We start from the raw sequence: 16,649 nt of genomic DNA, 5'->3' as shown, positions 1-16,649 counted from the left end.
AGGGGTATCTCTAGCCAGCGATGTCGCTGGATGGGCAGCGGACAAGAACAGCCTTATGCGTCTCTCGGTCGTGCCGAAGGCCTACGAGCTGCCATCGACGCATTCACTTCAAAGACGTATGTTTAGCTTCCGTGGCTATCGCACAGTAGCACCGTTTACAAGCTCGGCCTGCGCCTGTCTTTTGTCCCGGGCCTCGACATCCTCCCAGCTCCTATCCATAGCATAGGCGGCTGAAACCACGGGGATGCCCACGTGTCCGTAATAGAAAGATAGTTGACCTTCGGCTTTATCCTCATCCAGCCCGGCAATCTTCCTGACATAAAGTGCTGCCGCCAAACCGCTGCGATCAGAACCCGAGAGGCAGTGAATAAGGATGGGTTTTGGGGCCGAGGCCATCAACTCGACGAGCCGCTTCGCCTTTTCAGGCGAGATGGTTTTCGAGGCCGACATGCCAAAATCGATATGCGCTATGCCGAGGCCCCGAGCCGTCGTGACTTCGTCGTCATACCATGCGGCACCTGGATACGTTCCGCGCAGATTAATGACTGTCTTGATTCCGTATGTCTGGATGTAAGAAGCGAGTTCGTCGGATGTTGGCTGAGCCGAGCGGTAAAGTTGGCCATCAATCACCGAATGAAAGTTATCGGTGGCCTGTAGAAGGCCAGCATAAGCCGCGCAGCTCGCGCCCAGAATTCCGATGGCGCCAAGGGCGGCGAGGACCACCTTGCGAAATACAGTCATTGCTCGTCAGCCGTTCCTTCTGCGAAGTTTCCATGACATGCCGGAAGAGCCTGACAGACGCCTGAACAATGGCGGCGCAAAAACGCGAAAAGCCTGTCAGCATCTGCGGACGAGACCTATGCTGATTGGGTTGCTGATTGGGCGCACAGCCGGCACCCGCGCCCGGTAGCGGGCTGATCCGATGCCTCAACGGAAGCGTCGCCTTAACCTGTACAGAGAGACAGAATGGGCAGAGTTGTGGATCTGTTTATGGAGGCAATCGACGAAGATGAAACGGCTCGATTCTCGTTTCGAAATGGCCTTCGCCGCCGCCCACATTTGTTGAAGCCGCGCCATCGCGCAGTGGAAGGGCCGTGGTCACCACGCGTGCTTGATTTCGAAACACACACCTTGTTCGATCATCGATAAGACCCGGCCGAGATCAGGCCTGTTTGCTCGCACCATCCGAAGTTGTGTTTGCGATAAGCGAGAGATAACGCTCCATGGCCTTCCTGAATTTTGCGTCCCAGACGCTCTCAGCCAAAGGTAGGTTCCGATCCCTGATCGCCTCGTAGAGCGAAACGACATATTTTTCGGCGTCTCCGCGACGATCGGTGTAGACGATACCCAGCAAATTGTTGAAGCGTCTGACATCACCGGTCAGCTCTGAAAAATAGCGAATGGTGCGTTGTAGTCCCGTTGCATCGATAATCGCCTGCTGAAACTCCAGGTCGTTGCTGACGGTATCGGTCTGATCCTTCAAATCGGCGAACTTGACGGCGTTGTTGGCCAGCTTCTCGATCCGCTTGAGGTCATCTGAATTGAGGCGCCCTTCTTTCGATAGAAGATAGGTGAGGGCGATCTTTCCAAGGGCCATCCGGATATCATAAACCTCGACGACGCTGGCTGCATCCAAAGCGCTGACCACCGCGCCGCGATTTCGCCGGAGTTCGACAAAACCCTCGCGTGCAAGCAATCGCAAGGCTTCCCTCACCGGATGGCGCGACACGTTGATCATGTCGGTGAGCTGTTGCTCGACCAAGCGATCGCCGGGCTTCAAGGCACCGGCGATGATTGCTTTTCTGATCTGTTCCGCGGCGAACTCCGCACTTTCCATGATGGTCATCGCCGCCAGCATGTTCGCGGAACCGTCCGATTTAGCCAAGATTCGCCCTCCTCATTGTCATGAGGGTATGTATTATAACGTCAGCAACTTGTCGATTGTATACAAACGCAATCCCGATGTTTCCAAGCCATGCTAGAGCGAAATGACAAGGTGCTTCTGGGGAAGGTTCCCCGCGCCTCTATATGCGGTGATTTCGATCTCGAACAGATATTCAGGCCCGCCAAGAGGGCCACAGCTCACGCAGCTTGCGGGATCGATGCCTTTGAATTTCTCGCCCATGTAGGCCATGACGTCCGGAACATCTTCCTGGCGTGGAATGAAGATCCGCCGGCGGACAACATCTGCAAGACTGGCACCGACCGACGCCAATGCGCCTTCGACATTCTTCATCGCCTGTTTGGCCTGTTCGATGGCGGTGTCAGGCATGGCTCGGGTCTTGTAGTCTCGTCCGGCTGTGAGCGACATGAAAATCCAGTTGTCGAGCGCGACGATCCGCGAATAGCCCTCCTTGTCCTCCAGAATGCTGCCCGATTTCACTTTGACAATTTCGCTGCCCATGATTCGTCCTTGGATAGGGATGTGCGTATCGGAGCCGGGAGCGCGCAGTGTTGCTGGCGGCTCCTGGTGCCGAAAGGCGCTGTTGAAAGGTTGAGGTTTCCGCGGGCCAACGACAGGCCAAATAAGGCGTTAGATCGAGATTCCGCCGTCGATCACGACCGTATGGCCCGTTATCATCCGGCCCGCGAAACCAAGATAGACGATCAGTTCCGCGACCTCATCCGGGGTGCAGAGCTTCTTCAGCGGCGTTGCAGCGATCGTGCCGTCATGTCGCTCCTTCGACCATTCGATGGCCCAGGAACTGTCCACCGAGCCCGGCGCCACGGCGTTGACGCGCACATCCGGTGCGAGCGCCCTCGCCAAATTTTTTGTCAGGTTGATCACCGCGGCCTTGGAGCCGCTATAGGCGATGGTGCTTGCCACTGAGCCGAAGCCCGCGATCGAGGCTGTATTGACGATAGCGCCTTTGCTTTCCTTCAAAGCCGATGCCGCAGCTTTGGAGCAGCGAAAGACGCTCATCAGATTGACGTTCAACAGGTTGGCCCACAACTCCTCAGTGATGGATCCGAGATCTTCGATCGGTACCGGAAGCTTCACGCCAGGGGTGCCCGCATTGTTGACGAGCAGATCGAGATGGCCGAGATCGCTGATCGCCTTCTTGACCATCGCTTCAGCCTTGTCGGCATCGCCTACATCGCCCGGAGCAGCGACAGGATCATAGCCTTCCTTGCGCAATGTCTCGATGGCTTCTGGCCCGCGGACATCATCCGGAAGGTAATTGATCGCCACCCTGGCGCCGCCTCGGCTCAACATCCGTGCGGTCTCAAAGCCGATCCCGGATGCACCGCCCGTTACGAGCGCGGTGCGACCTTTAAGGTCAAATGAAATCATGGTGCAAATCCGATCAAATTCTAACGTTGCGTTGCATGAAAGTGCTTAGGCGGCCGATATCCTGCGGCTGCGGTCAGAGGGGACGCGGTTCTCGCGCCGTAGGAAACGTTGGGTCTGTTCCTGGGAGGGATTGTCGATTACTTCGGCCGCCGTCCCAAGTTCGCAAACCTCGCCTTGATGTAGAAAGGCGACCCGATCCGCGGATTCCCGCGCGAAGCCGATATCGTGGGTGACGACGACCATCGTCATCCCCTCCGACTTCAGCAGCCGCATGGTTTCGAGGACCTCGCCGACGAGTTCCGGATCGAGAGCCGACGTGACTTCGTCAAACAGCATGTAGGAAGGCTCCATCGCGAGTGCTCTTGCGATGGCCAGCCGCTGCTGCTGGCCGCCGGAAAGCCTTGATGGCAGCGCATTGGCCTTATCCCCGAGCCCGACATGGTCTAGATGCTTGTGGGCAAGTTTGCGCGCCTCCGAACGGCTACGCTTTGCGACCACGCGCGGTGCCAGCGCCACGTTTTCAAGGGCGGTCAGATGCGGAAAGGCATTGTACTGCTGAAAGACGATGCCGAGTTTGCGGCGCAGGGTGTTGATGTTGGTCTTCGGGTCATGGACACTGATGCCATCGACGATGATCTCACCGCCCTGGATCGGTTCCAGGCCGTTGATGCATTGCAGAAGCGTCGATTTTCCGGAGCCGCTTGCGCCTATCAAGCAAAGAAGCTCGCCTTTTTCGACCGTCAGGTTGATGTCTTTCAGAACTGTCAACGGACCGAAGATCTTGCGGACGTTTTTGATCTCGATCATACGAGGACCCTTCTTTCAAGTTGGCGGCTGTACTTGGAAACCGGATAGCAAATGAGGAAATAGAACAGCCCTGTTCCCAGCAGCATGAGCCAGGTTTCGTGGGTTCGGGTCATGAGCATCTGGGCGGTGCGAGTGAATTCCAGATAGCCGATGACCCCTGCCAGCGAACTGTCCTTGATCAGGCTCAGGACCAGGCCGATCCAGGACGGAAGCCCGGCGCGAAAGCCAAGAGGCGCCGAGATGTGATAGAGTTCCTGGAAGTAGTTCATTCCCAGGGAACGAGCACCCAGGCGATACTGAAACGGTACGGATCGCAGAGCGTCGCGAGCGACTTCGGCCGTCACCGCTGCCATCCAGGCTCCGAGCGCAACGGTGCCGAACCAGAATGGCGAGGCGCTAAAGCCCATGAGCGACAGCATGCTATTGGCCAGGATCAGCTGAATGATCATCGGCACGCTGCGAAGAATGTCGATGAGCGGCGTCGTGAGCAGGCGAATGATCAGCGAAATCGACCGCAACCATCCAAGGACGATACCAAGAACCGTGCCGAGCAGCCCCGCCGCAATGGCGATCTTGATCGTGTTGATGGCTCCCAGCAGCAGAAAGTAAGCGTCGGACCAGTGCAATCCTTGATTTGCGAATTGAAACTGCATCAGGTCCTCCCGTACATGAGCTTGAAAACGAGATGTGCCGAAAGCTGCAGGGCCTTTGCGATGACGTAGTAAAATCCGGCCGTCACGATGAAAAATTCGAATGTGCGAAATGACACGGATTGCGCATATTGGGCCGCACCCGCCAGTTCCCGCAGGCCAACGAGCATGCCGAGGGACGTGTTGAGCATTCCCCAGATACCCTGCGTGACGAAGGCGAGGAAAATGATCTGGAAGACTTGCGGGAAGACGACATACGCAAAGCTCTGGAAGCTATTCATCCCGAGAGACCGAGCCGCGGAAAATTGCTGGCGAGGGATCGCGGCAATGCCTCCCCGGAATATCTCGGCCAGATAACCCGCATTGTTGAACGATATCGCGGCCAGCACCGAGATGTAGCTCGATATGTTGATGCCGAGCGCGCCGAGGCCGAAATAGATCATGAAGACCTGGAAAAGCACCGGCGTGTTGCGTGAAAGCTCAACCCAGGCCGTCGCAATTCGATAGCCGAGGCCCGTTTCCCTTTGACGCGCGACCGCCATCGGCATCGCGATAAGCGTTCCGATGACAAACGACAGTATCGTGATCTGAACGGTCACCCAGGCGCCGGACAGGAGCTGCGGGAAGGCATCCCAAACGATGGACCAGTAGAATTGATAGCCAAGCATGGCAGTGCCCCAATGTCCATTGGCAGGGGCTGCCTGCCAATGGAGGTTCGGTTGAACTAAAAGTCGATGCCGTTGGCGTGCAGCGACGGCACCGGCCCATTGCCGAAATACTGCTTGTACACTTCAGCGAAGCGGCCGCTGACGCTCTGCTGCCAGACGAACATTTTTGCCCAGTTCAACATCTGCTGGTCATCGCGACGTACGGCGATGGAGACCATGTCGGAAAGCGGCGCTTCGCCGGCAATAACGAACTCGGGGAACTGCCCGCTCTGTGCAAGAGCGTTGAATACACCGAAGGAGACCAGAATGGCGTCGACCTTGCCCTGTTGCAAGGCAAGATAGGCTTCAGCATCTGTCGAATAGCCGGTGTAGGTGGCGCCCTTGTCCTTCCAGCCATTTGCAAGTTCTTTATTCAGCAACTGCTCCGGGGTGCTGCCCACCACGCCGCCGAGCTTCTTGCTGCTCAGATCCGCATAGGCCTTGATACCGGTGTCCTTGCGCGTGACCACGCCCATGGTGTTGTTCATGTAAGGCTGCGTGAAAGCGACGGTCAGCGCGCGCTTCGGCGTTGGCGTCGTTGACGCAATCAGCACGTCAATACGATTGGATACCAGCGCTGGAATGCGATCCGGCGAAGGGGTTTCGACGATCTCAGGCTCTGCCCCAAGGGCTGCCGCCATGTCCTTGCAATAGACCACGTCGAAGCCATCCGGCTCGTTGCTCGTATTGCGAAAGCCGGCGGGCGGGCTGTCCAGCATAATGCCGCAGCGCAGTTTTTTGCTCTGAACAATCGTGTCGAGCGCGGACTGCGCGTAGGAATGCGCCGACAGTGTCAGGCTGAAAGCGGCAGCGAGCATCGCAGTCTTGAGTATAGTGTTTTTCATGTCATTCCCCTTTTTTTGATATGTATTAGCAACTCAGTTTCTGACTTTAATAAGCCTCCGACTATCTCCCGTCTGACGGTCGAGCTTTTCCGAGCTCAACCGGCTTTGCGTTGCGCTATTTCTTGAACGCCAATATTTGCGATCGGGCCGACCGCCTGCTCGACAAGCGGAAGAACCTCTTTTTTGAAGCGGTAGATCGACTTTTGCGCGCGCTCCAGTGGCATGCAGCCAAAGGAAAAATTGCAGGTGTAGTTGGACGGATTGAGGCGCTGGATATTGTCGACGATCTTTTCAGCGACCGTGTGCGGATCACCGACGACCATGTTGTCGGCATATTGCTCAAGCGTAAATTCCCCTGGATAGGGTTCGTTGCGGACAAATCCGGCTTTGTCCAACGGCAGATCCGGCTGGCGCAGAAAATGTGCCATGCGCCCAACGTAGCGGGCACGTTCGCCGGCCTCCAGCGCTTCGGCACGGCTGTCGGTGATGTTGACGTACTGCATGATGGCAAGTGGCTTTGCCGCAGGATCGTCTCCGATCGATTCCCAAGCTTTGTTCAGCCCATCAGCCATCTTGTAGAGAGCCGGCGACCCAAGCGTGCTTGCGGCAATGAAAGGGGTGGCGCCCCATTTCTTGAAGCGGCTGAGAAGCTGGGGGTGGGAGGACGTCACGAAGATCGGCGGCAACGGCTTTTGTTCGGTCTTGATCGCAAACGACGTCTTTGGAACCGAGATGAATTTGCCCTTATGTTCCACCATCCCGTTGACGAGGGCCTGCTCGATGATGTCCCAATATTCGAGAAAGATATCGACCTTGTCGTCGAGGACGACGCCATAGCGATCGAACTCGTATTGCTGGTATCCGGTTCCCATGCCGATAACCAGCCGGCCGCCGGATTGCGTATCCGCGACCGCGATCTCCTGGGCAACCCGCAGCGGGTTGTAAAGAGGAAGGACGATGACGCCAGGCCCGAGCTTGATCTTCTTTGTCCAGCCCGCGGCGTAGGAGCACATCATCAGGGGTGAGGGGGAGCTTGAATAGTTCGCGAAATGATGTTCGGCGAACCATGCGATATCGAAATCGAGCTCTTCCGCTGTTTCGACCATTTTTCTGGTATCGCGCATGACGCCGAGGGCGCCATCGGGATGATCCCGCAACGTCATCAGGTTGAACAGACCGAGCTGCATTACAATTCTCCTGGCTTTCGGTAGCGCCTAAGCGGCGTCATTCAGCAGCAATGGCGCACAAGCCACGTAACCGCCGTTTTGGTAAATCAACGGATCAACACGCTCCGCAAAGCCTGCGGCGATGGCCCGCCCGATCACGATTTGATGGGTGGAATAGGCAACGGTCTGATCGACCTCACAAAAAAGATTGGCTTGGGCATCCGGCAGGTAGGGAACGCCCTGGGCATCTTCCGCCCAGCCGCCGACGAGAAACCGTTCGCTCGCGGGGACGCCGCCGCTGAAGCGCTTCGAGATTTCGACCTGCGACTTTTGAAGAACGTTGATGCAATAACGGCCCTCCGCAAGCAGCGGATTGATGATCGATGCTCCGTTGTTGATGCAAGCCAAAATGGACAGGGGCTTGAAGCACAGCGAGGTGACCGAGGTCACCGTAATCCCGAACCGAACTCCATCGTGCCGACATGAAATGACGCAGACCGTTGCTGCGAGACGTCGCATGGATTGGCGGAAATTCTCTTCGTGCTGGTCGCTCATCAAAGCCATCTCCAATTCGATGGCTGGATGATTGCGGATTATCTACAATCTGTCAATCGTCATTTTCTTGCTTGGCAAATTGCTCCGGAGACGGAGTGGCATTGCCAGATTGTAGATCATCTGCAATATTGTAGCTATTGTCCGCGACATTTTGCGATGCACGAGCAAACTGCGCCGGTCATATCTCGACCAAATCCGCGGCGACTGGCCGTGGCAAATACAGGCGTCTAGGTGGGAGAGGGAAGCATCATGTCATTGGATCTGGCTGGCAGGACAATCATAGTCTCAGGCGCTGCCGGCGGCGTTGGTCGCTCGGTCGTCAGCAAGCTCGCGGCAATGGGCGCGCGCGTCTGCGCAACGGATCTGTCGCCCAACGTTCTGGAGCTCGCAGCGAGTGGTGCAGGCGAGGTGGTTTCGATCGTTGGCGATGTCACGAAATCAGACCATGTGAACGCCATCTATGAATTTGCAGAAAGTAAGTTTGGGCCTGTCGACGGCCTCGTCAGCAATGCGGGCTTCATCATTTCGAAGTCCGTCCATGAAACCTCCGAGGACGAGTGGGATAGCGTCATGAACGCAAATGCCAAGTCCTTCTTTCTGATGGCCAAGCGAGCCCTCCCATCGATGATGGAGCGTCGCACGGGGACGATCGTCGCTACCGGATCTATCTCCAGTGTCGTAGGGCTCCCCTCACAGGCAGCCTATTGCGCCAGTAAGGGTGCTCTGCTGCAGTTGGTTCGGCAAATGGCCGTCGATTACGCCTCGGCTGGCATTCGGATCAATGCGGTCGGGCCTGGCTCGATCAACACCCCGTTCCTGACGAAATATCTTCAAGGTTTGGACGATCCGGCCGCCGGCGAGGCGAATATCAAGTCGGCTCATCCTCTTGGGCGATGGGCTGAACCTGAAGAGATAGCGGACGCAATTGTCTATCTTTCCGGATCCGCGAGCTCATTTGTCACCGGTCAAATTCTCATGGTGGACGGCGGATACACTGCGCGATGATTGCCGACGGCTAAAGAAGCTTTGAGAGTATCGCAATCTCTATAGGGGAGCGATCGCTTGCACGGAATGCCCCGGTGCCTGCAGTTGGCGCCGGGGCAATTCCATATGGTCAAGGAGAGATCAGCCCTTGTGAGTGCCGACCGCCGCCTGCTTGATCAGATCAGCGACGGCGCCCGGGTTTGAGACGTAGATGGCATGGCTGCCGGCAGCCTCTGTCGTGACGGCCTCGGCGCGGCCGGCCATGGCGCGTTGCGCTGCCGGAGGGATCATCTTGTCCTCGGTGGCAACAAGATACCAGCTCGGCTTTACCCTCCAGGCCGGTTCAGAGACCTTGCCCTCGAGCGCGGCCAGACCCCACGGCACCTGGGAATCGCCCATGAATGCGGCGAGATCAGGCTGAACATCTGCTGCGAAGGAGGCAGCGAATTTCGACCGATCCAAGAAAAGGAAGCCGTCGACAGGCGGAACGATCGGGGGGACTGGATCGCCGGGTTGCGGATTGGCGATGAGCGTGGCGACTGACTCGCCCCGGTCCGGTGCGAAAGCGGTGATATAGACCAGTCCGGCGACTTTCGGGTCGGTGCCGGATTCGGTAATGACGGCACCGCCGTAGGAATGACCGACAAGGATGACATCGCCCGCAGCAGATGCAATGGCGCGCCTGGTGACGGCAACATCATCCGCCAGGGACGTTGTCGGGTTCTGCGCCACGATCACTTCGTATCCATCCTTCTTGAGGAGCCGGTAGACGCCCTCCCATCCGGACCCATCGACAAAGCCGCCATGGACGAGGACGACCGACTTGACCTTTGCATTTTCCGAAGCATTCGACATTTGAGTTCTCCTTTGGAATTGTATTTGACGTGGAGTTGTTTTGACGCCCTCACTATGGGCGAATGTTTCGGGCCTCGCTTTGAGGTGGCCTTCAGGCCGTTTTGATTTTACCTTCAGATGGCTTTGATTTTACCTTGGGACGTTGTTACGGTGTCGGCGGCCCGCCGATAGCGGCGTGACACCGGAACATCTAAGTTGCTGTATCATTTTGAGGATTTCGCAATCGACCAGGACAGGCGCGAATTGCGTCGTGGCAGCGAATTGCTTCGTGTCGAACCGCAGGTGTTCGATCTTTTATGTTTCCTGATCTGCAATCGCGACCGTGTCGTCAGCAAGGACGATCTCGTCAACTCTGTCTGGCAGGGGCGCATCGTTTCCGATGCCACTCTCAGCAGTCGCATCAATGCCGTCCGCAGCGCGCTCAACGACAATGGCGAGGAACAGCGGCTCGTCCGCACGATCATGCGCAAGGGCATCCGTTTTGTCGGCACCGTACGCGAAGAGCACGGCACAGAGGCGGCGATAGCGGCGGAAAAACCTTCTCCTGGATTGGGCCTGCCGGACCGCCCATCGATCGCCGTGCTGCCGTTCGACAATATGAGCGGCGATCCGGAGCAGGATTATTTCGCCGACGGGATGGTCGAGGATATCATCACAGGCCTCTCGCGCATCAAATGGCTGTTTGTCATCGCGCGCAATTCCAGCTTCACCTACAAGGGCCGTGCAGTTGACGTGACCAAGGTCGGTCGGGAACTCGGCGTGCGATATGTGCTCGAAGGCAGCGTGCGCAAGGCCGCGAACCGCGTCCGCATCACCGGTCAGCTCATCGATGCGGAGGACGGGAGCCATCTCTGGGCCGAGCGATATGACCGCGACCTCACGGACATATTCGCGCTGCAGGACGAAATTACGGTCAGCGTCGTTGCCGCGATCGAGCCCAGCGTGCGCCGCGCCGAGATCGAGAGGATCAAGCGCAAGCGACCCGACAATCTCGATGCCTATGATCTGCTGCTTCGCGCGATGCCGCACGTCTACACCTTCATGCCTGACGGAGCTGCCGAGGGGCTGCCGCTGCTGGAGCGGGCGCTTGCCATCGAGCCGACCTACGCGCTCGCGCATGGCTTTGCGGCCTGGGCGCATCAGAGCATCTTCGTGCGCGGCGGCATGCGTGCGGAGAACCACGAGAAATCGATCCGTCATGCTCTTGCAGCAATCGAACACGGGCAGAGTGATGCCATGGCGCTCGCCCTTGCGGGCTTCTCCATCGGCCTGCTGGCCCATGACCGAAAACTGGCCGACGAGGCATTCGAGCGTGCCTTGGCGTTAAGCGCCTCATGTGCCTTCGTCTATTCATTCGGTTGCGTCCCCGTGGCCTACGGCGGAGACGCTACGCGCGCGATCGCATGGGGCGAGCGTGCAATGCGCCTTAGCCCGCTCGATGCCATGAGCTGCATTCCGCAGGGTATCATCGGATTCGGAAATTTCCTGCTCGGCCGGCATGAGGAAGCGATCGTGGCAGGCCGGCGGGCAGTCCAATTGAATCCGGGCTTCAGCATTTTGCACGGGTGGCTCGCAGCGCCACTTGCCGCGCTCGGCCGGCTCGAGGAGGCAAGAGCCGCAGGCGAGCGGTTGCTGGCATGCGACCCAAGCTTCACCATCAGCCGATGGTCATCAGCGGTTGGCATTGCGCCAACGATATCCGATACCGTTGTGGATGCCATGCGGCTGGCAGGATTGCCGGAATAGCTGCCAAAGGCTTCGGCTACGGTTGACCTGACGGCATCCGCGTCTGATCACCGGATCAGGTTGCTCGATAGGACCTTGTTTCGAACGAAGACCGGTTCCATGCCATTGCCCAATGGGGAAGCCGTAACGGGCGCGAATGCATGACTTCGCTGACACACATCGTTCGATCAATGATGAGACAGCGTGACATTGCTCGGATGCCTCTAGGCGTCTGTCCTGTTGCCCAGTATCTGTATTTCCAGCGAAGTGTCCTGGAAGACCTTTCAAAACGAGCAAATCTGCCACATGTACTTTGTATCGCCGATCATCCATTTTTGCACTGAAATGGACGGCAACCATCCCATTTGGGACAAAGTGACCTGCGACAACTGAGGTCAATAAAGGTTGACCTCACTGGAGATGGTTTCGAGGCCCCTCGATATGGTCGTGGCATAATAAATCAGTTATCGTGAATATGACCGAGACAATCGTGCTCGATCGGAAACGGAGGCCTGCTGATGAGGTTTGACTGGTCCGGTTTGCGTGAGGGTGGTCGACATCGACACGACCTGCTTCGATCATGGTGCAGCCAACGTCGCCTTCAGCGGGCGGGGGATGTTGTTCTGCGGTGCCTTTCAACGCACAAGCGTTTGCCCGCTCGACCCCGCCTACCCATGTCACTATCGACTGTCATGCAGGCTCTGAATGCAGCTGGCGGTGTGCTCGCGACCGCGCCGGCGGAGAGGCGTTTTCCGTGAGACGCACCAGAGCCGATGCCAATCAGATCTCGTCCCCTCCCGTCCCTGAAGAGTAGAGTTTGCAATCATGATAAAACGCATGGTGATCATGCTGATCGTCATAGGCCTGATCCTGGGCGGGATTTTCGGCTTTCAGGCATTCAAGAACCGCATGATTGCGGCGTATCTGGCTAATCTCAAGGCCCCACCGCAGACCGTCTCGACAATTACGGCTGCTATGAGCCCATGGCAGACGACACTGGAATCCATAGGCAGCTTCAATGCCGTCCAGGGAGCCAGTCTTTCGGCTCAGGTCCAGGGCATCGTACAGAAGATCGGCTTTCAGGATGGCCAGGACGTCAAGAGCGGCGATCTCATCGTGCAGTTGCTTGCCGATCAGCAGATTGCCACGCTGCAGCAATTCCAGGCGTCGGCGGCGAATGCGCAGATCGCTTATGACCGCGATTCCAAGCTGATCAAGGCGAACACCATCGCGCAGAGCCAGGTCGACAGCGATCTGGCAACCTGGAAGGCCGCGCAGGCGCAGGTCGCCTCCCAGCAAGCGCTGATCGATCAATATTCGATACGCGCGCCCTTCGATGGGCACCTCGGCGTCAGGCTGGTCAGCCTCGGCCAATATCTGGCGGCCGGAACCGCTGTTGTGACCCTGCAGTCGCTCGACCCGATCCAGTTTGATTTCTCGATGCCACAGCAGGCTCTGTCACAATTGGAGGTCGGTCAGGCGGTGACTGCAACCGTTGACGCCTATGGGAGCCAGACCTTCGACGGCAAGATCACGGCGATCAGCCCGCTGGTGGACAGCCAGAGCCGTAATCTCACGATCCGGGCAACCTTTGCCAATCCCGGCCGCAAGCTTTTGCCTGGCATGTTCGGCAGTGTTTCCGTGGTGATCGGCGAGCCGCAAAGCTATATCTCCCTGCCGCAGACCGCCGTCACCATTAATCCCTATGGCAATGTCGTCTATATCGTGACCGACAAGGGCAAAGGACCGGATGGAAAGCCACAGCTCATCGCCAATCAGAAATTCGTCAGCACAGGGCAGGCGCGTGGCGATCAGATCGCAGTGACCAAGGGGGTGAATGCGGGTGAAATCGTAGTCACATCCGGCCAGCTGAAACTGAACAACGGCTCGCCTGTCATTATCAACAACGCGGTGCAGCCGTCGAACGATCCCAATGCAGATCCCGCAAATCCCAACTGAGGCGTGACGATGAATATCACCGACATTTTCATCCGGCGCCCCGTTCTTGCCCTGGTGGTGAGCGCGTTGATTATCGTGATCGGCTACCAGTCGTTCCGCACGCTGACCGTGCGCCAATATCCACAGACTCAGAATGCCGTTGTTACCGTGACAACGACCTATCCGGGCGCCGCTCCCGACGTGATCGCCGGCTTCATTACGACGCCGCTCGAAAACGCGATCGCCCAGTCCAACGGCATCGACTACATGACCTCTACGAGCACCAGCGGTACGTCGACCATCACCGTCAACCTGCGCCTCAACTATAATGCGGATGCGGCAATGACGGAAATCAACGCCAAGGTGTCCTCGGTTCTCAATCAACTGCCGACGGGTACACAGCAGCCGATCATGTCGGTCTCCATCGGCCAGTCGATCGACGCGATGTATATCGGCTTCCGCAGCGATGTTCTGGCAAGCAACCAGATCACCGACTATCTGACGCGTGTGGTCCAACCCAAGTTGCAGGCGGTCACGGGCGTTCAGACCGCCGAAATTCTTGGCGGCAGAACTTTCGCTCTCAGAGCCTGGTTGAAGCCCGACAAGCTGGCCGCCTATGGGTTGACCGCCGGCGATGTAGGGACCGCGCTTGCAGCTAATAACTATATCTCCGGTATCGGCACCACGCGCGGCCAGATGACTCAGACGGTGCTTACCGCACGGACCGACCTGCATTCGGTCGACGAATTCAAAGAGATGGTGGTCAGGCAGATCGGCAGCTCGATCGTGCGCCTGAAGGATGTTGCGTCCGTCGCGCTCGGATCGCAAAACCCCGATGTCCAGATCGGATTCGATGCGCAGAACGGTGTCTTCATGGGCATCCAGATCGCGCCGACGGCCAATCTGCTCGACGTGATCAAGGGTATACGTGGGGTGTTTCCGGATATCCAGTCGCAGCTGCCGCAGGGGCTCGAAGGCTATATCGTTTACGATTCTAGTACCTTCGTCACCCAGTCGATCGACGAGGTCGTGAAAAGCCTGCTCGAAGCTCTGGCGATCGTCATTTTCGTGGTGTTTGCGTTTCTGGGTTCGCCGCGTTCGGTTGCCATTCCCATCGTCGCCATACCGCTGTCGCTGGTTGGTACCTTCGCGATGATGCTGATCTTCGGCTTCTCGATAAACCTTCTGACCTTGCTCGCTTTGGTGCTCGCCATCGGTCTTGTGGTCGACGACGCCATCATCGTCGTGGAAAATGTCAACCGCCATATCGAGGAGGGCGCCGCACCGATGCAGGCGGCGCTAGCCGCCGCGCATGAGCTGGTCGGGCCGATCCTGGCCATGACCGTGGTGCTGATCGCCGTCTATGTGCCGATCGGCTTCCAGGGCGGCCTGACCGGCGCTCTGTTTACGGAATTTGCCTTCACCCTGGTGGGCGCTGTGACCGTCTCCATGATCATTGCGCTGACGCTGACGCCGATGATGTGCTCGCGCATCCTGAAACCGCATCTGACCGACCGCAGTGGCTGGGAAGAGCGTGTCTCGGATTTCATCGACCGCCGCTTCTCGGAGATCCATCGTCCCTATGTGCGCATGCTGCATGGCAGCCTGAACACGATACCGGTGACCCTGCTATTTGCCGCGATCGTCCTCGGCAGCATCTACTTCCTCTATAGCAGCGCCAAGAATGAACTCGCCCCCAATGAGGACCAAGGATTTCTGGCCGCACAGGTGACCAATGCTCCCAACGCGACGCTTCAACAAAAGCTGCTCAATTCCGATCAGGTCACCAAGATCTTCCGGAGCTTCCCGGAGACCGACAAGACCCTGCAGGTTGAAGTGCCGGGCACCTCGTTCGAAGGCATGGTGCTGAAACCCTGGGCCGATCGCAAGCGAACGGCGGATCAATTGCAGCCACTGGTGCAGGCCGACTTGGCCAGCATTGCCGGCGGTCAGGCGGTGGTCTTCCAGATACCACCGCTTCCCGGTGCCAGCGGTCTGCCGGTGCAGTTCGCCATCGGCAGCACAGGCGGTTTCGATCAGCTCAACGAAGTGTCCAGCACCTTCCTGCAGGAGGCGCAGAAATCCGGCGAGTTCATCTTTCTGACGAAGGATCTCTACGTCGACAATCCGCAATATTCGATCCAGATAGACCGCAGCAAGGCATCGGCGCTCGGCCTGTCCATGAATACCGTGGGTGCGGCGCTCTCTTCCATGCTCGGCGGCGGCTACGTCAATTATTTCAGCATCGACAACCGTTCCTACCAGGTCATTCCGCAGGTGGAGCAACGCTCACGTCAGACCATCGATCAGATCATGAACTATCCGATCGCAAACGTGAACGGATCGAAGATTCCGCTTTCGGCGATCGCTACGGCGAAACTCCAGGCCACTCCCCGCTCGGTTGCGCATTTCCAGCAATTGAACTCCGCCACCATCTCGGGCGTGCCGGCACCGGGCGTTGCCGTTGGCGATGCTCTTGATAGTCTCAAGTCGATCGCGGCGCGCACGCTGCCGCAGGGTTATACGGTCGACTATGGCGGCCAGTCGCGCCAGTTCGTGCAGGAATCCAGCGGCATGGCCACCACCTTCGCGCTCGCGCTGATCATCGTCTTTCTGGCGCTGTCGGCTCAGTTCAACAGTTTCCGCGACCCGCTGATCATTCTCGTCTCGGTGCCGATGTCGATCGCAGGCGCGCTCGCCTTCATCAGCCTTGGTATCGGCGGCGCGACGATGAACATCTATACGCAGGTCGGGTTGGTCACGCTGATGGGGCTGATCAGCAAGCACGGCATCCTGATCGTCGAGGTGGCGAACACGTTGCAGGCTGCAGGAAAGTCCAAGCGCGACGCGATCGAGGGCGCCTGCGGCATCCGACTGCGTCCGATCCTGATGACGACTGGCGCCATGGTCTTGGGCGTGGTGCCGCTGATCCTGGCTACCGGCGCTGGCGCGGCTTCCCGCTACAATATGGGGTTGGTGATCGCAACGGGGCTGGCCATCGGTACGTTGTTCACGCTCTTCGTGGTGCCTGCTGTCTACATGCTGCTGGCTGCTGACCACCGCAAGCAGGATGCGTCCGAAACAGAGCCGGCTCCCGCGCATTGATGAGGGCCGTATGGGGA

General features: G+C 58.0%; 15 protein-coding genes. 4 read left to right on the top strand and 11 right to left on the bottom strand.

Features of this window, described 5'->3' with window-relative positions; all coding sequences use genetic code 11:
* Window positions 1–135: 135 nt before the first annotated feature.
* The 10 genes from JTP94_RS01975 to JTP94_RS01930 all read right to left on the bottom strand — a co-directional run bounded on the left by JTP94_RS01975 (window position 136) and on the right by JTP94_RS01930 (window position 8,025).
* On the bottom strand, window positions 136–741 hold the full coding sequence (locus tag JTP94_RS01975) for a dual specificity protein phosphatase family protein (protein WP_204848877.1): 606 nt from the start codon (window positions 739–741) through the stop codon (window positions 136–138).
* Between the two features lie 421 nt (window positions 742–1,162).
* A complete protein-coding gene (locus JTP94_RS01970; protein ID WP_204848876.1) occupies window positions 1,163–1,858 on the bottom strand; it encodes a GntR family transcriptional regulator in 696 nt (231 codons plus the stop codon).
* Window positions 1,859–1,978: 120 nt separating this feature from the next.
* Complete coding sequence (locus tag JTP94_RS01965) at window positions 1,979–2,404, bottom strand: RidA family protein (RefSeq protein ID WP_204848875.1); 426 nt, start codon at window positions 2,402–2,404, stop codon at window positions 1,979–1,981.
* 129 nt (window positions 2,405–2,533) lie between these two features.
* On the bottom strand, window positions 2,534–3,295 hold the full coding sequence (locus JTP94_RS01960) for an SDR family NAD(P)-dependent oxidoreductase (protein ID WP_034505938.1): 762 nt from the start codon (window positions 3,293–3,295) through the stop codon (window positions 2,534–2,536).
* A gap of 45 nt (window positions 3,296–3,340) precedes the next feature.
* The gene (locus JTP94_RS01955; protein ID WP_204848874.1) at window positions 3,341–4,102 is read right to left on the bottom strand and encodes an amino acid ABC transporter ATP-binding protein; all 762 of its coding nucleotides are present in this window, start codon (window positions 4,100–4,102) and stop codon (window positions 3,341–3,343) included.
* Window positions 4,099–4,755: an amino acid ABC transporter permease gene (locus tag JTP94_RS01950; RefSeq protein WP_204848873.1), complete on the bottom strand. Its 657-nt coding sequence runs from the start codon at window positions 4,753–4,755 to the stop codon at window positions 4,099–4,101. Before JTP94_RS01950 ends, JTP94_RS01955 begins: the two co-directional genes overlap by 4 nt.
* Window positions 4,755–5,420: an amino acid ABC transporter permease gene (locus tag JTP94_RS01945; protein ID WP_204848872.1), complete on the bottom strand. Its 666-nt coding sequence runs from the start codon at window positions 5,418–5,420 to the stop codon at window positions 4,755–4,757. Before JTP94_RS01945 ends, JTP94_RS01950 begins: the two co-directional genes overlap by 1 nt.
* A 56-nt stretch (window positions 5,421–5,476) precedes the next feature.
* Window positions 5,477–6,277, bottom strand: coding sequence for a transporter substrate-binding domain-containing protein (locus tag JTP94_RS01940; RefSeq protein ID WP_246754614.1), 801 nt, complete (start codon window positions 6,275–6,277; stop codon window positions 5,477–5,479).
* A 122-nt stretch (window positions 6,278–6,399) separates the two neighbouring features.
* Window positions 6,400–7,491: an LLM class flavin-dependent oxidoreductase gene (locus JTP94_RS01935; RefSeq protein WP_204848870.1), complete on the bottom strand. Its 1,092-nt coding sequence runs from the start codon at window positions 7,489–7,491 to the stop codon at window positions 6,400–6,402.
* A gap of 27 nt (window positions 7,492–7,518) precedes the next feature.
* On the bottom strand, window positions 7,519–8,025 hold the full coding sequence (locus JTP94_RS01930) for a flavin reductase family protein (protein WP_204848869.1): 507 nt from the start codon (window positions 8,023–8,025) through the stop codon (window positions 7,519–7,521).
* Window positions 8,026–8,274: 249 nt separating this feature from the next.
* Here JTP94_RS01930 and JTP94_RS01925 point away from each other — a divergent pair, with 249 nt between their 5' ends.
* The gene (locus JTP94_RS01925; protein ID WP_204848868.1) at window positions 8,275–9,030 is read left to right on the top strand and encodes an SDR family NAD(P)-dependent oxidoreductase; all 756 of its coding nucleotides are present in this window, start codon (window positions 8,275–8,277) and stop codon (window positions 9,028–9,030) included.
* Window positions 9,031–9,150: 120 nt separating this feature from the next.
* Here JTP94_RS01925 and JTP94_RS01920 read toward each other — a convergent pair whose 3' ends face one another.
* Window positions 9,151–9,864: an alpha/beta fold hydrolase gene (locus JTP94_RS01920; RefSeq protein WP_204848867.1), complete on the bottom strand. Its 714-nt coding sequence runs from the start codon at window positions 9,862–9,864 to the stop codon at window positions 9,151–9,153.
* 195 nt (window positions 9,865–10,059) lie between these two features.
* On the opposite strand from JTP94_RS01920, the gene JTP94_RS01915 reads away from it, so the two are divergent.
* From JTP94_RS01915 to JTP94_RS01905, 3 genes are all read left to right on the top strand, one after another.
* Entirely contained in the window at window positions 10,060–11,610 is a 1,551-nt protein-coding gene (locus JTP94_RS01915; RefSeq protein WP_204848866.1) for a winged helix-turn-helix domain-containing protein, read from the top strand.
* Between the two features lie 804 nt (window positions 11,611–12,414).
* The gene (locus JTP94_RS01910) at window positions 12,415–13,548 is read left to right on the top strand and encodes an efflux RND transporter periplasmic adaptor subunit (protein WP_204848865.1); all 1,134 of its coding nucleotides are present in this window, start codon (window positions 12,415–12,417) and stop codon (window positions 13,546–13,548) included.
* A 9-nt stretch (window positions 13,549–13,557) separates the two neighbouring features.
* Window positions 13,558–16,632, top strand: coding sequence for an efflux RND transporter permease subunit (locus JTP94_RS01905; RefSeq protein ID WP_204848864.1), 3,075 nt, complete (start codon window positions 13,558–13,560; stop codon window positions 16,630–16,632).
* Window positions 16,633–16,649 lie beyond the last annotated feature (17 nt).

The organism is Martinezella lusitana (assembly GCF_016901135.1).
Classification (GTDB): Bacteria; Pseudomonadota; Alphaproteobacteria; order Rhizobiales; family Rhizobiaceae; genus Rhizobium; species Rhizobium lusitanum_D.
Note: the sequence above shows the minus strand (reverse complement) of the source record. Positions and strands in the feature narration are given on the sequence as shown.

Coding starts and splice junctions, on each gene's coding strand:
- JTP94_RS01975 (WP_204848877.1), bottom strand. CDS start 741: ATGACTGTATTTCGCAAGGTGGTCCTCGCCGCCCTTGGCGCCATCGGA.
- JTP94_RS01970 (WP_204848876.1), bottom strand. CDS start 1,858: ATGCTGGCGGCGATGACCATCATGGAAAGTGCGGAGTTCGCCGCGGAA.
- JTP94_RS01965 (WP_204848875.1), bottom strand. CDS start 2,404: ATGGGCAGCGAAATTGTCAAAGTGAAATCGGGCAGCATTCTGGAGGAC.
- JTP94_RS01960 (WP_034505938.1), bottom strand. CDS start 3,295: ATGATTTCATTTGACCTTAAAGGTCGCACCGCGCTCGTAACGGGCGGT.
- JTP94_RS01955 (WP_204848874.1), bottom strand. CDS start 4,102: ATGATCGAGATCAAAAACGTCCGCAAGATCTTCGGTCCGTTGACAGTT.
- JTP94_RS01950 (WP_204848873.1), bottom strand. CDS start 4,755: ATGCAGTTTCAATTCGCAAATCAAGGATTGCACTGGTCCGACGCTTAC.
- JTP94_RS01945 (WP_204848872.1), bottom strand. CDS start 5,420: ATGCTTGGCTATCAATTCTACTGGTCCATCGTTTGGGATGCCTTCCCG.
- JTP94_RS01940 (WP_246754614.1), bottom strand. CDS start 6,277: ATGCTCGCTGCCGCTTTCAGCCTGACACTGTCGGCGCATTCCTACGCG.
- JTP94_RS01935 (WP_204848870.1), bottom strand. CDS start 7,491: ATGCAGCTCGGTCTGTTCAACCTGATGACGTTGCGGGATCATCCCGAT.
- JTP94_RS01930 (WP_204848869.1), bottom strand. CDS start 8,025: ATGAGCGACCAGCACGAAGAGAATTTCCGCCAATCCATGCGACGTCTC.
- JTP94_RS01925 (WP_204848868.1), top strand. CDS start 8,275: ATGTCATTGGATCTGGCTGGCAGGACAATCATAGTCTCAGGCGCTGCC.
- JTP94_RS01920 (WP_204848867.1), bottom strand. CDS start 9,864: ATGTCGAATGCTTCGGAAAATGCAAAGGTCAAGTCGGTCGTCCTCGTC.
- JTP94_RS01910 (WP_204848865.1), top strand. CDS start 12,415: ATGATAAAACGCATGGTGATCATGCTGATCGTCATAGGCCTGATCCTG.
- JTP94_RS01905 (WP_204848864.1), top strand. CDS start 13,558: ATGAATATCACCGACATTTTCATCCGGCGCCCCGTTCTTGCCCTGGTG.